Consider the following 22,688-nt stretch of genomic DNA (forward strand, 5'->3'; position numbering starts at 1 on the left):
GACGGCGGCTGCTCCGGGCGCGCCGGACGGGCAGTGTCAGCGACAGAGCGCGCTGGACTGCCTGCACTGGTCCACGTGGCGACGGGCCACGAGCAGGGCGGGCGTGTACCCGAGTTCCCCGAACGTTGTCATGGTCATGGACCCTGGCAGTCGGCGACGCCGCGGGCAATGGGCAGTCCGCATGCTGGGACGGCGGGGCTGTTCCATGCCGGTGCCCGGCAGGGGCGGGTACCCCTGCCGGGCACCGGACCGGCCGGGTCAGACGACGGTGCAGGCCGTCCCGCTCAAGTCGAAGGAGGCCGGCGAGGTGTTCGTGGCCCCCCGGGTGCCGAGGAAGCCGAGGGTGACCGAAGAGCCGGCTGCGATGGCGGAGGTGTACGAGGCCGGGGCCACGCTCACCGCGCTTCCGCTCTGGGTGGCGGTCCCGCCCCACATGCTGCTGACGGTCTGGCCGTTGGCGAAGGAGAAGCCGAGCTTCCAGCCGCTGATGGCGGCGGTGCCGGTGTTGCGGAGGGTGATCTCGCCCTGGAACCCGCTCTGCCAGTCGCCGACCACGCGGTAGGCGACGGAGCAGCCTGCCCCCGGCGTGCCGCCGCCGGTGGCGGTGGTCAGGCTCACTGCGGCCGAGCGGGTCGAACGGTTGCCGGCCGCGTCGCGCGCGTACACGGCGAAGGAGTAGGCGGTGCCCGCGGTGAGGGAGTTGACCGTGACACCAGTGGTGGTGGTCGCGGCGACCGAGGTCTCGGTGGTGCCGCTGACGCGTACGACGTCGTACCCCGTCACGCCCACGTCGTCCGTCGCGGCGGACCAGTTGAGTGTGGCCGAGGTGGCGGTCACCGCCGAGGCGGTCGGGGTGCCGGGAGCGGTCGGGGCCTTGGTGTCGGCCGTCGACCCACCGAAGACGGTGGCTTCCTTCGAGGTCTGCGCGATGCCGTTGGCACCGTGGAAGATGCGCTCGCCCCAGGGGCTGAGCCGGGCCGGGTCGAAGTCGATGACCAGGTCCAGGACCGGGTCCGTGTTGCCGCTCCAGGACCAGGCCAGGTATCCGAGCTTCAGCTGCTCGGCGGTGGCCATCATGGTGTCCTCGTCCGGGTCCCCGTACTGGTCCGCCGGCCCGCCGAATTCGCCTATGAGGATGGGCAGTTTGGCGTCCACGAAGGCGTGCAGGTAGTCGGTGACGGACTGGGCGGTGTTGTAGACGCTGTACATGTGGATCGAGAAGATCAGGTTGCCGGTGGTGTCGGCGTCGTACACCGACTGGGCGTTGGCGCGCATGACGCCCTGCCAGTCCTGGCCCCAGTTGGGGGCGTCCACCATGATCGTGTGCTGGAAGCCGGCGCTCCGCAGCTTCTTCACGGCGCTGATGGTGGGCGCGGTCCACCCGGAGGGGTTGGTGTTGCCCCAGGGCTCGTTGCCGATGTTGATGATGATGTAGCTCTCTTGACCGGCCAGCACGTCCTTCAGGCTGATCCAGTAGTCGGCCGCGTGGTCGAGGGTCCCCGCGGCGGAGTCCTCACCGTAACCGGTGGTGTCGTGCACCTCCAGGACGCAGATGAGCCGGTTGGCCTTGCACTGGGTGATGATCCCGGCGACCTCGGCGGGGCTGTTCTTCGTCCACCGGTAACCGTCGGAGAGCACCACGCGGACGGTGTTGGCGCCCGTCGCCTTGATGTCGGCCAGCGACTGGGTCTCGCCCGGGTACCACGTGTGCGCGTGGTTGACCCCGCGCATCACGAAGTCCTTGCCGTTCCCTTCGAGGAGGCGGCCGTTGCTGATGTGGAGCCCGGTGGTGGCGGCTTCCGTCGAGCGGGTCTGTGCCAGAGCGGTCGCCGGGGCCAGGGCGCCGACGAGGATGATCCCGAGGAGAGCGGTCAGCACTCTCCTCAGGAGCGGGGCGGGGTGCGTTCGTGCCGTGTTTCTCGCTGTTCTCACTGCGGCTCCAGAGGGTGGACGCGTCGAGCAGGGGGCGATATGGGAGCGCTCCCATAGGTGGGAGCGCTCCCATGAAGCCATTCTGTCGGGGTCACGTCAAGACATCGCGCAGCGCCGAGAGGATCTGCCCTACGATCCAGGGCGCGCCGCCCGGAGTCGGGGGCGGCCGCCGGGACTCGCCGGAGCGGTGTCCGGGCGGTACGGCTCACCGGGCGGGCACGGCCGACGGCGTCCGGCCCGCGGCCGTCGCCTCCCCCGCCGGCCGCCCTGCGGTCGCACGCACCGGCCACCGCTCCTCAGGGGCAGGGGACGGGCATTGCCGGTCGCGGCACCAGCCCGACCAGCAGGGAACGGACGGCCTCCACCGCGTGCATTACCATCGCGGGGTCGGCGCCCGGCCGGGCGTGCGCGCTCATCCGGATCGCGGGTGCCTGCGGCAGGCCGGCGTACTCGACCAGGCCGTCCGGGCCCCGGCCCGCGGTCGCCAGCAGGGCCACCCCGAGGCCGGCGCGCGCGGCCTCCAGTACTCCTGCCAGGTAGCCCGCGTCGCAGACCACCGAGGCGGCGATGCCGTGCGCGGAGAGTACGTCCAGCGCCCTGCGGCGGATCGCGCACGGCGCCGCCACCGCCACCAGCGGGAGGGGCGCCGGGTCCGGGGGCGGCGACCATCCCGGTGCGGCGTACCAGGTCAGGGGCATCCCGCCGACCTGCATGCCCTCCGTGGAGGCCGCCTCGGTCACGTACACCGCCAGGTCCACCGATCTGCGGTCCACGGCCTCCACGAGTCGTGCGGAGCGATCGATGCGGAACCGGACCCGGCAGTGCGGGAGCGTCCCGTGCACGGCCTCGGTGATCCGGGGGAGGATCTGGTCGGCTCCGTGCTCGGTGGAGCCGATGACGATGGTGGCGGGCTCGGAGCCGAGCAGCCTGCGTGCGGCCTCGTCGTGGACGCCGAGTATCCGGCGCGCCTCTTCGAGGAGAAGGCCCCCGGCCTCGGTGAACCGGGTTGCCCGGCCCGCTCGTTCGACCACCGGGCTGCCCAACGCCCGCTCCAGGCGTCGGACATGCTGACTGACCGCCGACTGACTGAGCATCAGGGATTCAGCGGCCCGGTGGAATCCGCCGCGGTCCGCGACGGCGACGAGACTGCGCAGAGCGACAATGTCGAAAACTGGACCCATGCGGGAACGCTAGCATCAATCAATAAGCATTCACGATCACTTGTGATCGTTCTTCCTTGTTGTAGGTACCCGGTGGGTTCGCCATCCTGGCCGCATGTCGCACACCACGGCCGCCCCGTGAACACCGCCGCCCCATCCGTCGAACAAGCAGCGGCGGGGGCCCGGTTGCTCGGTCTGCTCGCCCGGGACCTGCCCCCCGACCGGCTCACCAGTGATCCCCTCCGCACGGCGCCGTACGCCACGGACCGCTCCGGGGCCCCCTCTCCCGGCGAACCGCTCGCCGTCGTGCACGCCCTGCGCACCGACGACGTGTCCACGGTCCTGCGCCACGCGGACGCGCTGGGTGTCCCGGTCGTGCCGCGCGGCGCGGGTACGGGACTCTCCGGAGGGGCGACGGCCGGTGAGGGCAGCCTGGTTCTCGACCTGTCCCGGATGAACCGGATCGTCGAACTCGCCCCGGAGGATCAACTCGCCGTCGTGGAACCGGGCGTCGTCACCGCCGACCTCGACCGGGCCGCCGCCGCCCACGGACTGCGGTACGCCCCGGACCCGGCGAGCGCGGCCCTCTCCACGATCGGCGGGAACATCGCGACCAACGCCGGCGGCCTGCGCTGCGCCAAGTACGGGGTCACCCGGGACAGCGTGCTGGGCCTGGAAGCCGTACTCGCGGACGGGACGGTCGTACGGACCGGCCGGCGCACGGTCAAGGGAGTCGCCGGATACGACCTGACGGCCCTGCTGACCGGCTCCGAGGGCACCCTCGCCGTCATCACGGGAGCCACCGTGCGGCTGCGGCCGATACCCGTCGCGACCGCCACCCTGGCAGCCTGGTTCGACACCTTCGCTGCCGCGGCCGACGCCGCCACCGCGATCACCGCGGCCGGCATCGAGCCCGCGACGGCCGAACTGCTGGACGGACCGGTGCTCGACGCGATCGACGCGGCCGAGGGCACCTCGCTGCGCGGCCGGGGTGCGGCTCTCCTCATCGTCCAGTGCGACGGCGCCGGCGCGCGGGCCGAGGCCGAGCGGGTCGTGGCCGTCCTGAGTGGGCGCGCCGCCTCGCTCGCCGTCGCCGCCGACGACACCGAGGCGGACGCCCTGCTCGCGGCGCGCAGGCTCGCCCTGCCCGCGCTCGAACGCCGGGGGCGCCCGCTGATCGAGGACATCGCCGTACCCCGCTCGCGGCTCGCCGAGGCGGTACGGGGCATCGCGGACATCTCCACCCGGCGCGGGGTGCCGGTCTTCACCCTGGCCCACGCGGCCGACGGCAACCTGCACCCCATCATCGTGGTCGACGCGGCCCTCACCGAACTCCCCGAGGCGGTCTGGGAAGCGGCCGGCGACATCTTCGCCCTCGCGCTCCGGCTGGGTGGCACCCTCACCGGCGAACACGGCGTCGGAACACTGAAACGGCAGTGGATCGCGGAGGAGTTGGGCGCCGAGAACCACGCACTGCAACGGCGCATCAAGGCCGCCTTCGATCCGCGCGGCATCCTGAACCCGGGGAAGGCCGTGTGAGCGGAACGCCCCGCCCGGCCGAGAGCCGGGGCCGAGAGGGCCGTGAGGGAGGGCAGTACCGTCCCCGCGGGACGGCACCGGTCCGCCGGCACCGTTTGACCTTGACACGGTGACAAGGTCTTCACTGCTCCCCGAGGAGGTGGTCCCGATGACCATGACGAGACAGGGCGCGGACGCGACACGAGCGCTCCAGGCGCTGGAGGACAGCGATCCCACCGTGCGACTGCGGGCGGCTCTGGCGGTCGGAACGACGCCCGACCCGTGCTTCGTCGACAAGCTCGTCGAGCGGTGCGCGATCGAGCCGGAGTTCTTCGTCCGCGACATGCTGACGTGGGCGCTCGTCCGCCACCCGGTGGACCTGGCACTCCCCGTGCTGCTCAAGGAGGTCCGCTCGGAGCGCGCGCAGGCACGGAGCCAGGCACTGCACACGCTGTCCAAGATCGGTGACCGGCAGGCCTGGCCGACGATCACACCCGCACTCCTGTCGGACGCCGACGACGAGGTGGCGAAGAGTGCGTGGCGGGCAGCGGTCCTGCTCGTACCGGAAGGCGAGGAACCCGCGCTGGCGGCAGTACTGGCGGGCCAACTGGGACGCGGTGGGCGTACGACCTGGCTGAGTCTCAGCCAGGCACTGGTCGCGCTGGGCGACGTGATCGTGCCCGCTCTCCGGACCGCGGCGGCGGCCGACCCGCGCGCGCGTGCCCACGCGCTCGCCACGGAGCAACTGCTGCGCGACCCGGACACCGGATTCGAGTCGGCGATCGAGGAGGCCAAGCGCGTCGTGGCCCTCTCCGGCGCCCCCGGCACGGACGATGAGAACCGTGCTGATCGGTGAGGTCTCGAGACGGTCCGGGGTCAGTGCCCGCATGCTCCGGCACTACGAATCGCTCGGCCTGGTGCGGCCCTCGGGCCGTACGGGCTCCGGTTACCGGGAGTACTCCGCACAGGACATCCGGCGGATCTTCCACATCGAGAGCCTGCGGTCGCTGGGTCTGTCGTTGCGGGAGATCGGCCGCGCGCTCGACGACCCCGGCTTCACCCCCGCGGCCCTCGTGGACGATCTCATCCGCCGGACGAACGAACGCATCGCGGCGGAGCACGAGTTGCTCACGCGGCTGCGCCGGATCGACGCCGCGGACCCGGCCGACTGGGAGGGCGTCCTCCACGTGGTGGCGCTCCTGCAGGCCTTGGGGTCGCAGAGCGCCGACGCCCGCCAGCGCGCGGCCCTCTCCTCGGTCGACAAGGTTCCGGTGCCGGTGGAGGTCCTGGTCGAGGCGGTCCTGAGCGAGACGGACCCTGTCGTCTCCGGGGCGCTGCGGTGGGCGCTGGCGCAGTCGGGCGACCGCGGCCGAGAACTGCTCGCGAAGGGGCTCGGTTCACCGGTGGCCGCGGTGCGGAAACGGGCCGTCCAGTCCCTCGCCGAACTGCCGGGTGCCGAGACGACCGCACACCTGCGCGAAGCCCTCAACGGTCCGGACGACGTGGTACGCCGGTACGCGGCTCTGGCGCTCGGCACACGGGGAGCGGCCGAAGCAGTCCCGACCCTCATCGACATGATCGAGGAGGGCGGCAACGACACCGACGCGGCGGACGCGCTGAGCGAGCTGGCCGCGGACACCGCGACGGCCGACCGGATCGCGACCGGGCTCGTCGACCGCCTCACCCGCGACACCACCGGAGCGCCCGCACGCGGACGACTGACCCAGGCGCTGGCGGGCATCCCGGGGACGACGGCGTCCCATGCCCTCGTGGAGCTGTCGCACGACGAGGACCGCGCCGTCTCGCTGACCGCCGTCTACCTGCTCCAACTGCGCGGAACCCGGTGACGGGTCTCCCCGGCCGTCCCGCTGTCAGGGCGCGGTGAAGAGCGTCGGGAAGCGGGGGCCGAGCCACGGTTTGCGCCCCCGGGCGAACACCTGGCCCCGGGCGATGGCCCGCCACGGGGAGCGCCGCCCGAGCGCGATGAGCAGGAAGGCGACGGGGTCGATGAGGAGGGTGCAGTCGGGCCGCTGCGGCAGCCCCTCGGTGACGACGACCGTGCCGCCGGTCAGGTCGACCCCGAACACTGGTCCGCCGCCCCGCAACCTGACGGCATAGCGGGCCGTGAGATCGGCAGTGGCGAGGGGGTCGGCGACACGCGACATGACGGAGAGCAGGAACGGCACGCACAGGCCCGCCCGCTCGCCGTCGATCATGTGGGGGCGGCGCAGCGCGCGCGCGAGGTCGTAGCCGTGGCCCAGCATGTGCGTCAGCAGATAGGACGCGAGTACGCCCCGGTCCATGGGGCCCAGGGGCGAAATCAGCGGCGGGTGGCCGACGGCAGCCCGGTCCACGGCGGCCCGGTCCGCGGCGGCCGTATCCATGGCGGCCAGGAACGCCTCCGCCTGCTCCGTGATCGCCGCCGCGAGCGGCTCCGCACGGCGTTCCTCGAACGCCGCGAGCGATTGCGCGTTGGCCGGTGCCAGACTCTGCGGCGTACCGTCGCCGTAAGGACGCTCCCGTCCGGCCGCCAGGTCCGCCATCAGCTCGTTGGCCAGTGCAAGATGGGCTGCCACCTCGCCGATCGTCCACTCCGAACCGGGTACGGCGGCCGTGGTGTCGGGGGCGCTCCGCAACAGTGTGGCGATGTTGTCGGCCGTCCCGCGTATCGCCTGCCGGAGCGCCTCGGGCACCGGCCCGCTCCTGTCCTGTCGCACCGTCGCTCGCACGCCGTCCGTTCTCGTCCCGGCCCCGCGCAGGTCGCGTGGGTTGCGCGGTACCCAACCAGATTCGGGGACGCGGGACAAGCCTTCGCGGTCGTTGCCTTCTCGGCGGCGCCTTCCGTGGGCCCGACTTCCCCCGGCCCGCCTCCCGTGGACGGGGTGCCGCCGAAAACGACTTCTGCCGACCGGGTGGCACGACCTGCGGCGACTCCCCGGCAGTGAGCCCCTGCCGGACGGCATCCGTATCGGTGCCGTCGATCCGAGCGGTTACCGCGACGCATGGAAGGCGGTCGTCGATGCGTACGCGGACGCAGACTTCACGGAGAGGTGGACGTTCGACAGCTTCGTCGCCGCGACCGACCCGACCTGCTGGCGGCCCGCGAGGCACGGGGGACGTACGGCAGGCGCCGCCCTCTGCTCCCTCAGCCGACGGGACCCCGTGGTGGGCGAAGTCGAAGAGCTGAGCGTCCGGGTGGAGTCGAGGCGTCCCTGCCTCGGACGGGCCCTGCTGCTGGACGGGTTGCGACGCCTCGCCGAACACGGCGCGGAGAGCGCCCGGTTGTACACCGGGACCGCCAACCCGCACCGGTCCTACGACCTCTACGGGAGTGTGGGGTTCCGGCGCCTGAACGAGTACGTCCCCTACCGCAAACCGATCCTCGGCCGATCCGCGTGCCACGGCCCGTGGCCGTGACCGGGGCAGGTCGCAGGCCCTCCCGTAGGGGGCACCGGAAATAGGGGTTGGTCCCCTTCCGTGCCAGTGGCACGGTGGACCGCATCCCAGGAACAGCCCGCCCCGCACCGGACCCGACGTCCGCGGCGGGGCGGAGCCGTCCCGCACCCGCCCGTGCTCCCGCGCACTTCCGAACCGGCGTGCGCCGAAGCCCACTTCGCAGGAGGTCCCATGACCGACCGCCGTACCGTCCTCATCACCGGCACGTCCTCCGGCATCGGCCTGGCCACCGCGGTCGCCGCCGCCACGGCCGGCTGGAACGTCGTCGCGACGCTCCGCGACACCGGCAGGGCCGGCGCCTTGCGAGCCGCCGCGGAGGCGGCCGGGGTCGCGGAGCGCGTGCGGGTCGCGCGCCTCGACGTGACGGACCCGGCATCCGTCGCCGAGGCCGTCGCCGGGGCGGTCACCGAGTACGGGCGACTCGACGCGGTGATCAACAATGCCGGGGTGGGGCAGCTCGGCACCGTCGAGCAGATCGGCGTGGAGCCGTTCCGCGCCGTGATGGAGGTGAACTTCTTCGGGGTCGTGGAGGTGACACTCGCGGCGCTTCCGCATCTGCGCGCGAGCGGCGGACGGGTCATCACCGTCAGCAGCCTCGGGGGAGTGATAGGCCAGCCGTTCAACGAGGCATACTGCGCAGCCAAGTTCGCCGTCGAAGGGTTCCTGGAGTCGCTCGCACCGGTCGCCGCGAGCACCGGCGTGCAGGTGTCCGTGGTCGAACCGGGTCCGGTGGCGAGCGAGTTCGTCGCCTCCCTCGGCCCGTCCGTACCGGGGCTGATCGAGGCCGCCGGACCGTACGAGGCCGCGTTCAAGGCGTACTTCGCGACGACGGAGGGCCTCTTCGACCAGGCCCAGAGTTCGGCCGGGGCGGCGGCCTCCGTGGTCGACGCCCTCACCGCCGAGCGGCCCGCGTTCCGCGTGCAGACCTCGGACCTCGCCCGGGACCTCGCCGGGATCAAGCTGGCCGATGTCGACGGCTCCGCCGTCCAGACGTTCACCACCCCCTGGCTGTCCTGACCTCCGTCACGGACCGCCCCCTACCGGGCCTCTCGGTCATGCCTCTCCGTTCACGGAAGGGCCACCACCTGGGCCGCGTGTGCCAGACCGGCGCCGAAGCCCACCAGCAGTGCCATGCCTCCCCGGGGCACCGCGCCCCGGGCGAGCAACTCCTCCATGGCGAGCGGAATGGAGGCCGCGGAGGTGTTGCCGGCCCGCACGATGTCCCGGGCGATCACCACATGGGGCGGCAGCCGCAGCGCGGCGGCTGCCCCGTCGATGATCCGCAGATTGGCCTGGTGCGGTACGAAGGCGGCCAGGTCGTCCGGGGTCAGACCGGCCGCGTCCAGCGCGGCCCGCGCCGTTCTCGGAACCGTCGCGACCGCCCACCGGAAGACGGCGGGGCCGTCCATCCGCAGGGTGGGCGGTGCGGCGGCGGCCGCCCCGACGGCCGGCCACGGCGAGGAGTGGGCGATGGCCTCCTGGCGCCCGCCCTCGGAACCCCAGACCACCGGTCCGATCCCGGGTTCCGCGGACGGGCCGACCACCACCGCACCGGCGCCGTCCCCGAAGAGGAAGGCGGTCCCGCGATCCGTCGGATCGACGATGTCGGACATCCGCTCGGAGCCCACCACCACGACGTACCTGCTGCTCCCCGACCTGATCAGCGAGTCGGCCGCCGCGAGCGCGTGGCAGAACCCCGCGCACGCCGCCCCCACGTCCATGGCGCCCGCGGCCGCCGCTCCCATCAGGTGGGCGACCCGGGGAGCGGCCGGCGGCGACTGCTCCCGGTGGGACATGGAGGCCAGCAGGACCGTGTCGACGCTCGAAGGGGCGACACCCGCCTGTGCCAGCGCCTTCACCGAGGCGGCCGCAGCCATGCCGACGACCGTCTCGTCCGGGGCGGCGAACCGCCGGGCGGCGATGCCCGACCTGCGCCGGATCCACTCGTCGCTCGAATCGATCGGCCCCGCCACCTCGTCGTTGCCCACCACCCGGGCGGGCCGGTAGGCGCCGACTCCGAGTACGCGGGCGCCCGGGACGGCCGCTGCCGTCCGGAGTTTCCCGCCGGCGCGGGTGGTCGCTCCGCCAGCCGGCCCGCCCACCGGGACCTCTGTCGTGGATGTCTTCGTCGTACGAGTCCTCGGCACCCGGTTTCCCGTCGCCCCATTCTCCGTCGCCCGGTTCTCCGTCGCGCGGGCGTCCGTCACACCGGTGCTCATCACGCCCCCGGCGCGGACGACGGGATCGTACGCGCGCCGAACTCGCCGTCCAGATAACGGCGTCGGGTCTCTCGGCGCTGCACCTTCCCGCTCGACGTCTTCGGCAGGGAGCCGCGCCGGACCAGCAGGATCTCGTCCGTATCCAGCCGCTGTCCGTCGAGGACGGCGGCCCGGACGCGGGCGCGCAATCCCTCCGCGCCCCCGTCGCGCTGAGCGCGGCCGTCCGCCTCCACCACCAGCACCAGCCGCTCGGCCGCACCGTCGTCCACGGAGAACGCTGCCGCGCAGTTCGGCTGGAGCGCGGGGTCGGCGCTCTCCGCCGAGACCTCGATGTCCTGCGGATAGTAGTTGCGGCCCTTGCGGATGATCACGTCCTTCAACCGGCCGGTCACGAACAGCTCGCCCTCGTGCAGGAAACCGAGATCGCCGGTGCGCAGCCAGGTGCCCAGATCCTCCTCGCCCACCAGCCGCGCCCCGAAGGTCCGCAGGCTCTCCTGGGGCCGCCCGTGGTAACCGTCCGCGACACAGGGGCCGTTGACCCATATCTCGCCCACCGACCCGTCCGGCAGGCCGGTCAGCCTCTCCGGGTCCGCGATCCGGACCGAGGTGGCGCCGACCGTGGTGCCGCTGCCCACCGCGTAGACCGTGCGGGCGGAGGGCGAGGCCGGGTCCTCCGGAGCCTCCGGGGACGCCGCAGCGGCGGCCTGCTCGGCGCGGCCCTCGCGCAGCGCCCGGGCCGAGAGGACGAGGAGCGTGGGTTCCCGGTCCTCCCGGCTGCCGGTGGCCTTCAAGGTGTTCTCCGCCAGGCCGTAGCCGGGGCACATCGCGCTCGACCGGAAGCCGGCCGGGGCGAATGTCCCGGTGAAGGCGCGCAACGTGTCCCACCGCACGGGTTCGGCACCGTTCGCGGCCACCCGGAGCGAGGACAAATTCAGTCCTTCGGGGAGGCCGTTGTCGGTGGCGTCCCGCACGCACAGTTCGTACGCGAAGCTCGGCGCGGCGGTGTGGCTGCCCCGGAACCGGGAGATCGCCTCCAGCCAGCGCGACGGCCGCCGGATGAACGCCTCCGGAGCCATCAGATAGGCCGGAATGCCCGCCCACAGCGGCAGGACGACCCCGAACAGCATCCCCATGTCGTGGAAGAGCGGCAGCCAGTTGACCACGGCGCTGTCCGCACGGCAGGGCCACAGCTGGTCCGTCTCGGCGACATTGCTGCGGAAGTTGGCGTGGGTAACGCGGACACCCTTCGGGTCTCCGGTGGAGCCTGAGGTGTACTGGAGCAGCGCGGTGTCGTCCGGACCGGCCGGCGGGCCGGACCACTCGACGGCCCGCGGTCCGTCCGCCGCGCCGTCCACCGGTACGTCCCACGTGTCGGAGGCGAGCAGGGTGAGCCCCGCCAGCTCCCGGGTCCCGCCGAAGCGCTGCTCCAGATCACTCTTGACGGCAGCCGTGGTGAGCACGGTATTCGTCCCCGCGTCGTCGGCGATGCGCCGCAGCCGTTCCAGGCCGCGCAGGCGGGTCGGCACCTGGACGGGAGCGCCCGCGACACCGGCGTACATGCAGGCCAGGAGCGTCGAGATGAACTCCAGGCCGGACGGGTAGAGCAGCACGACGGCCTGTCTGCGCAGCTGAGCGGCGTCGAGCGTGGCGGCGCGGGACCGCGCGGAGCGGTCGAGTTGCCGGTACGTCAGCGTCTCTTCCGGGCTCTCGCCGTTCCGGAGGAAGACATAGGCGAGGTCGTCGGGCCGGGTCCGGGCCCGCAGGCGCAGCACTTCGGGGAGGCTCGGCAGCTCGCTCGTCGTGGCGTCCGGGGCGGCGGAGCGGCGCTCCGGGGGAACGGGGGCGAGGGCGGGGGCGGAAGCGGTGGCGGTCATGGGGTGTCAGGCCTCTCGTCGCTGCGGCGTGGGTCGCCGGTGCGTTCGGCTCGGGGCACTCATGGCGGTGGCGGGTGGTGCGGTGCGGGCGCGGCTCTGGGTGTTCATGGCGGAGGGCAGGGCGGTCCGTGCCCGGCTCCGAGTGCCCGGGACGCGTGAGGGTGGTGCGGTACGCGCTCCGCTCGACGCGCTCACCGGGCGAGTGCGGGCTGCGGGAGGAGGGCGGAGCGCAGCGGGCTGAGCCGCTCCTCGCCGATCCGGGCCCGGAGTTGTGGGTCCGTCACGCCGAGTCCCGCCTCGGGGGCGAGGGCGAGGACGCCGACCTTGCCGGTGTGGCTGTTCGTCTGCACCAGGCGGGCCGCTTCGCCGACCTCCGTCAGCGGGTACACCTCGGACAGGACCGGCGCGATGCTGCCCAGCTTGAGCAGTCGCATCATCTCCGCAGCCTCGTGGAGGTTCATCCCGTGACTGCCCACGATGCGCTTGAGGTTCATCCAGAAGTACCGGTTGTCGAAGCTGTGGTCGTAACCGGTGCTCGAACCGCAGGTGACGACCGTGCCACCGCGCCGCGCGACGATGACCGAGATGCCGAAGGTGGCCCGGCCGACGTGGTCGAACACCACGTGCGGGTCCTCGCCGAGCTCCGCCCGGATGGCCCGGCCGAGCCGCTTCGCCAGTTCCACCGTCCCGGCACCGGCTGCGGGCTCGCCGCCGATGCCGATCTCCTCGCGGTTGATCACCACGTCGCAGCCGAGCTTCCGCAACTGCTTGGCCTTGGCTTCGGAGTTGACGACCCCGACCGGGATACCACCGCCGTTCTTGACCAGTTGGACGGCGAACGCTCCGAGACCGCCGGTCGCGCCCCAGATGAGGACGATGTCGCCCTGCTTGATGCGGGCGCCCCGGTCACTGACCAGCATGCGGTACGCGGTCCCGCCGCAGAGCGGCACGCAAGCCGCCTCCTCCCAGGTCAGATGGGCCGGCTTGGGCAGCAGCTGGCTGGCCCGCACGACGGTGTAGTGGGCGAGCCCACCGAAGTTGGTCTCGTACCCCCAGGCCTTCTGGTCGGCACCGAGCATGCCGTCGGAGTGCGTCACCGGGTCCTGGTCGTCCACCACCGCCGCGTTGACGGCCACATGGTCGCCCACCTTCCAGCGCCGCACCCCGGCACCGGTCCGCACGATCACGCCCGCCGCGTCGGATCCGACGACCTGGAAGGGCTGGTCGTGGCGGGCGTGGTAACCACCGGTGCGGGCATAGCGCTTGAGCGCGTTGAACGTCGAGACGGGCTGGAAGGTCGCCGACCACACGGTGTTGTAGTTGATGGAGCTCGCCATGACCGCCACCAGCACCTCGTCCGGGGCGAGTTCGGGCATGGGAACCCGGTCCACCCGCAGCGAACGGCGCACGTCCTTGTCGGCCACGCCGTCGAAGATGCCCACGTCCTCCTGCCGGATGTGGGCGGCCACGAAGTCCGTGGGGACGGGAGCGCGCTCCAGCTCCTCGGCCGACGCTCCCCGGAGTACGGCCTCGCTCAGAGAATCCATTGCTGATTCCTCTCGGATCGGTGAATCGCGAAGGTGTCGAATTGATTCTCTTCGACGTTACGGCGGTCCGATTCCGGGACGGAACCCCTATTCCCGTGCCCCTAGGGGGCGCCGGCATTTCGTAGTGGATCGGGGTGCGGCGCCGGATGCGGTGCAGCGCACGGCGAAGGGGTGTCCGCACGCTGGATGCGTGCGGACGTTCCGACGCCGTGGCGAGGTGCCGAGGCTGTCGTCGCGCATCCGCCGCCTACGACGGGGCAGCCCCTGGCGGTGATTCCGAGAACCCCGCACGGCCCGGGGAGGTGGCGAAGAAAGCGCAGCTCATGGTGGGAGACAGGGGGCATAGGGGGAGGCTAGGGGTAGGCGCGGAAAACCCTGGCGGCAAGGATGTGTGAGGTGAGACCGGGAGTCCGGACGGCGGGCCTCCCGGAACGCACGCTGCGCATCGGCCCGCTGCGGAATGGCTCGCCCCGGATGGGCGGGACACGAGAAAATCGGCCTCGGTATGTGCGGGTCCGGAATACCCGCCTCGGAATAATCGCGCTCGGGAAAATCGCGCTCGGGGAGATTGCACTCCCCGTTACCGTCCGCCCGATGCTGAATTGCCGGACCGCGGAAAGCGGACCATGCCGCCGGAAACGCTCCGCGCGACGTACGAGAAGGGCTCGGCGATGACGATGACCAGTCAGGGTGCCAACCGCACGGCCGGCACCGGCCACGGTGGGGGCCGGGCCGTCGCCGTGATCGGACTGGCGTGCCGGCTGCCCGGAGCCCCCGACCCCGACTCCTTCTGGGACCTGCTGAGCAAGGGGGCCGACGCGATCCGCCCGCTTCCGGAGGACCGCCGCCCGGCGGCCCCCGGCCGGCCGGGAAACGGCGGAGCGCCGGGCGCCACCGACCGGAGCCGCGGCGACGTTCCGGCACCCGGTGACGAGGATCTGCCCGGCGGCTTCCTGGCCGAGGTCGACCACTTCGACCACGCGTTCTTCGGAGTGTCCCCGCGCGAGGCCGCCGAGATGGACCCCCAGCAGCGGCTGGTCCTCGAACTCGCCTGGGAGGCGCTGGAGGAGGCCGGGATCGTCCCCGGCTCGCTCGCGGGAGCCCCGGTCGGTGTCTACCTGGGCGCGATGGCGTACGACTACGCGCTGTTGCGCCACCGCGAGGATGCCGAGCCCCTCACCCGGCACACCCTGACCGGCCTCAACCGGGGCCTGCTCGCCAACCGGGTGTCGTACCACCTCGGGCTGCGCGGCCCCAGCCTGACCGTCGACTCCGCCCAGTCCTCCGCCCTCGTCTCCCTCCACCTGGCCCACCGGGCGGTCCGGGACGGTGACTGCGACCTCGCGCTGGCCGGCGGGGTGAACCTCAACCTGGCGCCCGACAGCACCTCGGCCGCTGCCCGCTTCGGCGGACTCTCCCCCGACGGGCGGTCGTTCACCTTCGACTCCCGCGCCAACGGGTACGTACGCGGTGAGGGCGGCGGTCTCGTCCTCCTCAAGCCCCTGGACGCGGCCCTCGCGGACGGTGACCGGATCCACGGCGTGGTCCTCGCCAGCGCGGTCAACAACGACGGCGCGACCGAGGCCCTCACCGTGCCGAGCGCCGATGCCCAGCGGGAGCTGCTGCAGCGGGTCGCGGACGAAGCCGGGATCGACCCGCACGAGATCCAGTACGTCGAACTCCACGGCACCGGGACACCGGTGGGCGACCCGGTCGAAGCCGCCGCGCTCGGCGCCGCCTACGGTGCCGGCCGCGCCCCGGGTGAGCCGCTCGTCGTGGGCTCGGCGAAGACCAACATCGGCCACCTGGAGGGCGCCGCCGGGATCGCCGGCTTCCTCAAGACCGTGCTGAGCCTGAAGAACCGGCGGATACCGGCGTCCCTCAACCACGAGACACCCCACCCGCGTATCCCGCTCGACACCCTGCGCCTGCGGGTCCAGCGCGATCTGGGCCCCTGGCCGAGGCCGGACCGTCGGCTGATCGCCGGAGTGAGCGCGTTCGGCATGGGCGGGACCAACTGCCACGTCCTGCTGGCCGAACCGCCCTCGCCCGTCCACCCGACCCCTCGTCCGGGAACCGTCGGCGACGCCGGCACCCGCACGGAGCCCGTCCTGCCCTGGGCGCTCTCCGCCGCCGACCCGGTCGCCCTGCGGGCCCAGGCCCGACGGCTCGCCGCCCACGTACGGGCCGACCCCGCCGCGACCCCCGACGGCATCGGGCACGCTCTCGCCACCACCCGCGCCGTGTTCGACCACCGCGCGGTGGTCCTCGGCGCCGACCGCACGAGCCTGCTCGCCGCCCTGGACGCCGTCGCGGCGGGCCGCCACACCCCCGACGCCGTGACCGGCCGCGCCCGCACGGCCGGACCCCTCGCATTCCTCTTTCCCGGCCAGGGAAGCCAGCGTCCCGGTGCCGGCCTCGGACTCCACCGCACCACACCGGCCTTCGCCCGAGCGCTGGACGAGGTGTGCGCCCACCTCGACACCCACCTCGAACGGCCCCTGCACGAGGTTCTGTTCGCCGAGCCCGGCACCCCGGAAGCGGCCCTCCTCGACCGCACCGAATACACCCAGGCCGCACTCTTCGCCCTCGGCGCCGCTCTCCACCGGGCGCTCGAACGGTACGTACCCCAGCCCGACTTCGTCCTCGGCCACTCCGTAGGAGGCCTCACCGCCGCGTACGCCGCGGGGGTGCTGCCGCTCGCCGACGCCGCCGCCCTCGTCGCGGCCCGCGGGCGCCTCATGGGTGAGGCCCGCACCGGCGGAGCGATGATCGCGGTGGAGGCCACCGAGGAGGAGACGGCCGGCGTCCTCGCCGACCACGAGGGACGCCTGGCCCTGGCAGCCGTCAACGGCCCCCGGGCCGTCGTGCTCTCCGGAGACGCCGACGCGGCCGGGGAGGCCGCCGCCCGGTTCGCCGCCCTGGGCCGCCGCACCCGCGCCCTCAAGGTCAGCCACGCCTTCCACTCCCCGCACATGGACGGCGCGGTGGCCGAGTTCCGCCGGATCGCCTCCGGCCTCACCTTCCGCCCGCCGACCCTCACCGTGATCTCCGACGCGACCGGAGCGCCGGTCGGCCCGGACGAGCTGACCTCGCCCGACTACTGGGCCGAGCACCTCCGGCGCCCCGTCCGGTTCCACGACGCCGTGCGCACGCTGACGGCGCGTGGAGTCTCCGGTTACGCCGAGCTGGGACCCGGCAACGTCCTCACCGCGCTGACCCGTTCCATCCTGGCGGCGGAGGGGGAAACCACCGCGACCACGGTGCCACTGCTGCGCCCCGGGACGCCCGAGCGGTTCTCCTTCCTCACCGGACTCGCCGAACTCCACACGAGCGGCGAGGACACGGACTGGTCCGGCTTCTTCGAGGGCGGCAGCCGCCGGGAGCGCGCCGCCCTGCCCACGTACGCCTTCCAGCGCCGGCCGTTCCGGTTCGGTACCTCCACCTCCGCCGGGACCGCCGTGCCGGGTGCCGGGCCGGAGGCCGCACCGGACGCCGCTCCGGACGCGCGAGCGGCGCGGTCCGCGGCCCCGGCACCCGCGTCCGACCGGGACCTCCCGCAGATCCACAGCGGGGCGGACCGGGCCGACATGCCGCGCACCACCGCCCGCCCAAACTTCCTGCGCCTGGTGATCGCCGCCGCCACGGAGGTCCTGGGGGACACCTCCACGGACGGCGGGCTGGACGCGGAACGCACGTTCAGGGCGCTCGGCCTGGACTCACTGGGAGCCGTGGAGTTCGCCGACCGGCTCTCCCGCGCGAGCGGGCTCCGGCTGACGCCCACCCTGACCTTCGACCATCCCACCCCCCTCGCTCTCGCCCGTCACCTGGAGACGGAATCCCGGCGGGACGCGTCGCCGCAGGGGCCGGACGGCGCGCACACCCACGCATCCAGCGGTGCGTCCACCGGTGCCTCCAGCGACGTGTCCACCGGCGCGTCCAGTGGCGCGGACGTCGATCCTGTCGTCATCGTCTCCACTGCCGGCCGGTGGCCCGGCGGCGCCGACACCCCCGAAGAGCTCTGGGACCTGCTGATATCGGGCACCGACGCGACCAGTGGCTTTCCGGTCAACCGGGGCTGGCCCGAGGACCTCCACCACGCGGACCCCGACCAGCCCGGCGGATCGTACGTCGGACGGGGCGGCTTCCTGCACGACGCCGACCGGTTCGACGCCGACTTCTTCGGCCTGTCGCCCCGCGAGGCCGAAGCGATGGACCCCCAGCAGCGGTTGCTGCTGGAGACGTCCTGGGAGCTGCTGGAGCGGGCCGGGTTGGACCCCGCCGCACTGCGCGGCAGCAGTACCGGGGTCTTCGTCGGCGCGACCCAGCAGGAGTACGGCCCCCGGCTGCACGAGAGCACCGGCGACGGGGCGGGGTACCGGCTGACGGGCGCGACCGTCAGCGTCGCCTCCGGCCGGATCGCCTACGCCCTCGGCCTGGAGGGCCCGGCGCTCACCGTCGACACCGCCTGCTCCTCGTCCCTCGTGGCGCTCCACCTCGCGGCACGTGCGCTGCGGTCCGGCGAGTGCGATCTCGCCCTGGCGGGCGGCGTGAGCGTGATGGCGGCACCGGGCATGTTCACCGAGTTCAGCAGGCAGCGCGGCCTGGCCCCGGACGGGCTCTGCAAGCCCTTCGCGGCGGCGGCGGACGGCACCGCCTGGTCGGAGGGGGTGGGGCTGGTCCTGCTGGAACGCCTGTCCGACGCCCGCAGACACGGGCACCGGGTGCTCGCGCTGGTCCGGGGGAGCGCGGTGAACTCGGACGGTGCCAGCAACGGCCTGACCGCCCCCAATGGCCCCGCCCAGGAGCGGGTCATCCGGCAGGCCCTGGAATCGGCGGGGCTGACCGCCGCGGACGTCGACGCCGTGGAGGCACACGGCACCGGCACCACCCTCGGCGACCCCATAGAGGCCCAGGCGCTGATCCACACCTACGGACAGAGCCGCCCCGAAGGGCGGCCGCTCCTCCTCGGCTCCCTCAAGTCGAACATCGGCCACACCCAGGCCGCGGCAGGTGTCGCGTCGGTCATCAAGATGACCCAGGCGTTGGACCACGGACTGCTGCCCGGGACCCTGCACGTCGACCGACCCACTCCGCACGTCGACTGGAGCCGGGGTTCCGTCGAACTCCTCACCCGCGAGACGCCGTGGCCGGCCGTCGACCGCCCGCGCCGCGCCGCCGTCTCCGCCTTCGGCATCAGCGGCACCAACGCCCACCTCATCCTCGAAGAGCCGCCCGCCGCCCCGCCGGAGCCCGCCCGTACCCCCGCCGAGCCGGGCCGCCCCGTCCCCTGGGTCCTCTCGGCCCGTACCCCCCGGGCACTCCGGGAGCAGGCCGCCCGGCTGGCCGCTCTGTGGGACCGGGAGGGGGACACCGCGGCGGCGGACGCCCCCCGCGCGACCGACGCCGCCGAAGTGGGATACGCGCTCGCCCGGAGGCCGTCCTTCGACCACCGGGCTGTGCTGGTGGGCAGGGACCCCGCCGCGCTGCGCGCCGCCGTACGAGCCCTCTCCCGGGGGGAGTCGGCCGAGGGTGCCGTACGCGGCCACGCCGCGTCCCCCGGCAGGGTGGCGTTCCTCTTCACCGGGCAGGGCAGCCAGCGGACCGGCATGGGACGGGAGTTGTACGCGGCACATCCCGTCTTCGCCGCCTCCTTCGACGCGAACTGCGCCGCGCTCGACGCCCACCTGGCCGGACACACGTCCACCCCGCTGCGGGACGTCGTCTTCGGAAATCCGCCTGCCGACGGGGCATCCGACGACGGGGTGTCCGCCGACGGCAACGCGCGTACCGGCGGTGAACTGGACCGCACCCTGTACACCCAGCCCGCGCTCTTCGCGCTGGAGGTGGCGCTCTTCCGGCTGCTGGAGTCCTGGGGGATACGCCCCGACGTGGTGGCCGGCCACTCCGTCGGCGAACTCGCCGCCGCCCATGTCGCCGGGGTGCTCGACCTCGCCGACGCCGCCGAGCTCGTCGCCGCCCGCGCCCGCCTGATGCAGGCGCTCCCCGGAGGCGGGGCCATGGTCGCCGTGGAGGCGGACGAAACCGAAGTGCTGGCCGAAATCGGAGAACAGTACGCCGCGGCCGTGGGCATCGCAGCCGTCAACGGCCCCGCCTCCACCGTGATATCGGGCGAGGAAGAAGCTGTTCTCGCGATCGCCGAGCGCTTCCGCGCGCGCGGCCGCCGCACCAGCCGGCTGCGCACCAGCCACGCCTTCCACTCCCCGCTCATGGACCCGATGACCGGCCAGCTCGGCGAGGTGGCGACGAGACTGGCCCATCTCCCGCCCCGCACGCCCCTGTTGAGCGCTCTCGACGGCGAGCACTTCACCCGTGAACGGCCGCTCACGCCCGACTACTGGGCGGAGCACGCCCGGGGCGCGGTCCGCTTCCTCGACGTCGCACGGCGCCTGGAACGCGACGGGGTCACCACCTTCCTGGAACTGGGCCCCGACGCCGTCCTCACGGCACTGACCCAGGAGGCCCTGCTCGACGGCCGCCCCGAAGGCACCCCGCCGCCCGTTCTCGCCCCGGTGCTGCGCCGGGGCCGCCCCGAGCCGGAATCCCTGCTGACCGCGCTCGGCGCCGCCCACACCCGGGGCACCCGAGTCGACTGGAGCGCCGTCCTCGGCCTGACCGGACCGAGCCGGGTGGACCTGCCCACCTACCCGTTCCAGCGCAGCCGCCACTGGGCCGAAGCGCCCGGGCGCCGGGCTCCGTCCGCCGCACCCTCCGGCGACGACCGCTTCTGGGAGCCCGTGGAGCGCCAGGACCTCGCGGCCCTCGCCGACACGCTCGGCATCCTCGAACCGGCACACCGCGAGGCGCTCGACGTCGTCCTGCCCCGGCTCGCCTCCTGGCGGAGCGCGCGCGGACGGGCGGCCGAGGCAGACAGCCTGCGGTACAGGGTGCGCTGGCAGCCCGTGCCGGACCAGCCCGCACCCCCGACCGGACCGGCCCGCTGGCTGCTCCTCGTACCGGCCCGGCCCGCCGGCGGCGAGCGCCCGTACGACGCCTGGGCACCGCTCCTGGAGAAGGCCCTCACCGGCAGCGGCGCCCGCGTCGACCGGGTCCGGGTGGCGGACGCGCGGGCGGACCGCGACACCTTCGCCGCACTCCTCGCGGAGGCCGCCGGACGGGCCCCGGGCGAACCGGTGACCGGAGTGCTGTCCCTGCTCTCCCTCGACCACGACACCGACCCGGACCGGCCGGCCCTCCCGCACGGCACGGCCGCCACCACCACGCTCCTCCAGGCGCCGGCGCCGGCACTGGGGAGTGCCGCAAAGGGAGCCAGGCTCTGGGTGCTCACCCGGAGTGCGGTGAGCACCGGCACCGGTGACCGGACGGCCGATCCCGCCGGTGCGCTCGTCTGGGGGCTCGGCGTGATCGCCGCCGTGGAGAGCCCCCGTTGGGGCGGGGTCGTCGATCTGCCCGGGCGCGCCGACGCCCGGGCCGCCCGCCGGGTGCTCACCGCTCTCACCGGGGACCACCGGGAAGCCGAACTGGCCGTCCGCCCCGAGGGCCTGCTCGCCCGCCGCCTCGTACCCGCCCCACTGGAACCCGTCCCGGCCGGCGGCACCACCGGCTGGACCCCCACCGGTACGGTCCTCGTCACCGGAGGCAGCGGGGCGCTGGCCCGGCACACCGCCGCCTGGCTGGCCCGCAAGGGCGCTCCCCATCTGCTGCTGGTCAGCAGGAGGGGTGGCGACGCGCCCGGTGCGGACGCCCTGCGCGACGAACTCACCGCGCTGGGAGCCGCGGTGACCTTCGCCGCCTGTGACGTCTCCGACCGCGACGCGCTCGCCGGTGTACTGGCCGCGGTGCCCGCCGCACACCCGCTGACAGCGGTCGTGCACACCGCCGCCGTCCTCGACGACGCCCTGCTCGACGACCTCACCCCCGAGCAGGCCGACCGGGTGCTGCGGGTCAAGGCGCTCGGCGCGCGTCACCTGGACGAACTCACCCGCGAAACCCCGCTGTCGGCGTTCGTGCTCTTCTCCTCCGTCACCGGGATCGCCGGCACCCCCGGACAGGGCAACTACGCCCCGGGCAACGCCTACCTCGACGCCCTCGCCCACACCCGCCGCGCCGCCGGGCTCCCCGCCACCTCGATCTCCTGGGGCCAGTGGGCGGGCGACGGCATCGCCGGCGACGACGGAGCGCACCGCAACGCGCGGAACGGACTGCTTCCGATGGCCCCCGAACTCGCCGTCTCCGTACTCGAACAGGCCCTCGACCGGGACGAGACCCACCTGGTGGTCTGCCGTGCCGACTGGCAGACCCTGTCTGCGGCCCGCTCCCACCCGCTGCTGGCGGAGCTGACGGGCGGCCCGGCCGACGCCGGGCCCACCTCACCCTCCCCGGAGAGTGGGGAACGGGGTGGCCTGGTTGCGGAGTTGGCCGCAGCCGCGAGCGAGAAGGAGCGCCGCAGACTGCTGCTCCGCTTCGTGACGGAACAGGTCGGCGAGGTCCAGGGCGGCCGGCCGGCCGGATCGGTCGAGGTCCACCGGGGCTTCAAGGAACAGGGATTCGACTCCCTCACCACCGTGGAACTGCGCAACCGGCTCAACCGGCGCACCGGCCTGAGCCTGCCGACCACCGCGGTGTTCGACCACCCCACCCCGCACGCGCTCGCCGGACTGCTCTACGAACGGCTCGTCCCGGCGGACCCGGCGGAGGAAGACCCGGCCGGCGAACTCGCGGCACACGTGGACCGGTTGGAGGCCCTCCTCGCGGCGCTGCCGCCGGACGCCCCCGGACACGAAGGGGTGATGGTCCGGCTGGCCACGCTGGCGGTGGGCGGCCACGGGGAACACCGGCAGACCGAGCCGGACGACCGGTACGCGGCGGGGGCCGCCGGTCCCTCCTCGGCCTCCGGTCTCTCTTCGGCCTCCGGTCTCTCCTCGGCCACCGACGACGAACTGATGGATTTCATCGGCAAGGAACTCGGCATCTCATAGACCGTCTCCGGCGGCCGGCCTC

12 protein-coding genes and 1 pseudogene are annotated in these 22,688 nt (G+C 73.5%); 6 read left to right on the forward strand and 7 right to left on the reverse strand.

What is annotated here, in order from left to right; translation table 11 throughout:
* Positions 1-36: 36 nt before the first annotated feature.
* From ACFYPN_RS26885 to ACFYPN_RS26895, 3 genes are all read right to left on the reverse strand, one after another.
* Positions 37-132, reverse strand: coding sequence for a putative leader peptide (locus tag ACFYPN_RS26885; protein ID WP_389301678.1), 96 nt, complete (start codon positions 130-132; stop codon positions 37-39).
* Positions 133-258: 126 nt separating this feature from the next.
* Positions 259-1,932 carry a cellulase family glycosylhydrolase gene (locus tag ACFYPN_RS26890; RefSeq protein WP_389301681.1) on the reverse strand — a complete coding sequence of 558 codons (1,674 nt, stop codon included), beginning with the start codon at positions 1,930-1,932 and terminating at the stop codon, positions 259-261.
* Between the two features lie 296 nt (positions 1,933-2,228).
* The gene (locus ACFYPN_RS26895) at positions 2,229-3,113 is read right to left on the reverse strand and encodes a LysR family transcriptional regulator (protein WP_389301684.1); all 885 of its coding nucleotides are present in this window, start codon (positions 3,111-3,113) and stop codon (positions 2,229-2,231) included.
* A 117-nt stretch (positions 3,114-3,230) separates the two neighbouring features.
* Here ACFYPN_RS26895 and ACFYPN_RS26900 point away from each other — a divergent pair, with 117 nt between their 5' ends.
* From ACFYPN_RS26900 to ACFYPN_RS26910, 3 genes are all read left to right on the forward strand, one after another.
* Entirely contained in the window at positions 3,231-4,631 is a 1,401-nt protein-coding gene (locus tag ACFYPN_RS26900; RefSeq protein ID WP_358761189.1) for an FAD-linked oxidase C-terminal domain-containing protein, read from the forward strand.
* A gap of 148 nt (positions 4,632-4,779) precedes the next feature.
* The gene (locus ACFYPN_RS26905) at positions 4,780-5,466 is read left to right on the forward strand and encodes a HEAT repeat domain-containing protein (protein ID WP_389301687.1); all 687 of its coding nucleotides are present in this window, start codon (positions 4,780-4,782) and stop codon (positions 5,464-5,466) included.
* Positions 5,453-6,457 carry a HEAT repeat domain-containing protein gene (locus ACFYPN_RS26910; protein ID WP_389301690.1) on the forward strand — a complete coding sequence of 335 codons (1,005 nt, stop codon included), beginning with the start codon at positions 5,453-5,455 and terminating at the stop codon, positions 6,455-6,457. Before ACFYPN_RS26905 ends, ACFYPN_RS26910 begins: the two co-directional genes overlap by 14 nt.
* Before the next feature lie 24 nt (positions 6,458-6,481).
* Here the strand turns inward: ACFYPN_RS26910 and ACFYPN_RS26915 are convergent, their stop codons facing one another.
* Complete coding sequence (locus ACFYPN_RS26915; RefSeq protein WP_389301694.1) at positions 6,482-7,303, reverse strand: maleylpyruvate isomerase family mycothiol-dependent enzyme; 822 nt, start codon at positions 7,301-7,303, stop codon at positions 6,482-6,484.
* Between the two features lie 226 nt (positions 7,304-7,529).
* Here ACFYPN_RS26915 and ACFYPN_RS26920 point away from each other — a divergent pair.
* Positions 7,530-8,027: pseudogene (locus ACFYPN_RS26920) on the forward strand (GNAT family N-acetyltransferase); the annotation flags it as partial.
* A 210-nt stretch (positions 8,028-8,237) separates the two neighbouring features.
* Complete coding sequence (locus ACFYPN_RS26925) at positions 8,238-9,083, forward strand: SDR family NAD(P)-dependent oxidoreductase (protein ID WP_358761193.1); 846 nt, start codon at positions 8,238-8,240, stop codon at positions 9,081-9,083.
* 50 nt (positions 9,084-9,133) lie between these two features.
* Here the strand turns inward: ACFYPN_RS26925 and ACFYPN_RS26930 are convergent, their stop codons facing one another.
* From ACFYPN_RS26930 to ccrA, 3 genes are all read right to left on the reverse strand, one after another.
* Positions 9,134-10,168, reverse strand: a complete 1,035-nt coding sequence (locus tag ACFYPN_RS26930; protein ID WP_358761194.1) for a beta-ketoacyl-ACP synthase 3 — start codon at positions 10,166-10,168, stop codon at positions 9,134-9,136.
* Between the two features lie 116 nt (positions 10,169-10,284).
* Positions 10,285-12,159 (reverse strand): fatty acyl-AMP ligase, encoded by a 1,875-nt coding sequence (locus ACFYPN_RS26935; protein WP_389301699.1) that lies wholly within the window; start codon positions 12,157-12,159, stop codon positions 10,285-10,287.
* Positions 12,160-12,350: 191 nt separating this feature from the next.
* Positions 12,351-13,706 carry a crotonyl-CoA carboxylase/reductase gene (ccrA, locus tag ACFYPN_RS26940; RefSeq protein ID WP_389301703.1) on the reverse strand — a complete coding sequence of 452 codons (1,356 nt, stop codon included), beginning with the start codon at positions 13,704-13,706 and terminating at the stop codon, positions 12,351-12,353.
* A 626-nt stretch (positions 13,707-14,332) separates the two neighbouring features.
* Here ccrA and ACFYPN_RS26945 point away from each other — a divergent pair.
* Positions 14,333-22,666 (forward strand): type I polyketide synthase, encoded by an 8,334-nt coding sequence (locus ACFYPN_RS26945; protein WP_389301706.1) that lies wholly within the window; start codon positions 14,333-14,335, stop codon positions 22,664-22,666.
* Positions 22,667-22,688 lie beyond the last annotated feature (22 nt).

The organism is Streptomyces sp. NPDC005576 (genome assembly GCF_042871745.1).
GTDB lineage: Bacteria > Actinomycetota > Actinomycetes > Streptomycetales > Streptomycetaceae > Streptomyces.

Excerpts from the sequence above, each read along its gene's own strand:
- ACFYPN_RS26945 (WP_389301706.1), top strand. The coding sequence starts at position 14,333 with ATGCCGCCGGAAACGCTCCGCGCGACGTACGAGAAGGGCTCGGCGATG.
- ACFYPN_RS26905 (WP_389301687.1), top strand. The coding sequence starts at position 4,780 with ATGACCATGACGAGACAGGGCGCGGACGCGACACGAGCGCTCCAGGCG.
- ACFYPN_RS26935 (WP_389301699.1), bottom strand. The coding sequence starts at position 12,159 with ATGACCGCCACCGCTTCCGCCCCCGCCCTCGCCCCCGTTCCCCCGGAG.
- ccrA (WP_389301703.1), bottom strand. The coding sequence starts at position 13,706 with ATGGATTCTCTGAGCGAGGCCGTACTCCGGGGAGCGTCGGCCGAGGAG.
- ACFYPN_RS26885 (WP_389301678.1), bottom strand. The coding sequence starts at position 132 with ATGACAACGTTCGGGGAACTCGGGTACACGCCCGCCCTGCTCGTGGCC.
- ACFYPN_RS26895 (WP_389301684.1), bottom strand. The coding sequence starts at position 3,113 with ATGGGTCCAGTTTTCGACATTGTCGCTCTGCGCAGTCTCGTCGCCGTC.
- ACFYPN_RS26925 (WP_358761193.1), top strand. The coding sequence starts at position 8,238 with ATGACCGACCGCCGTACCGTCCTCATCACCGGCACGTCCTCCGGCATC.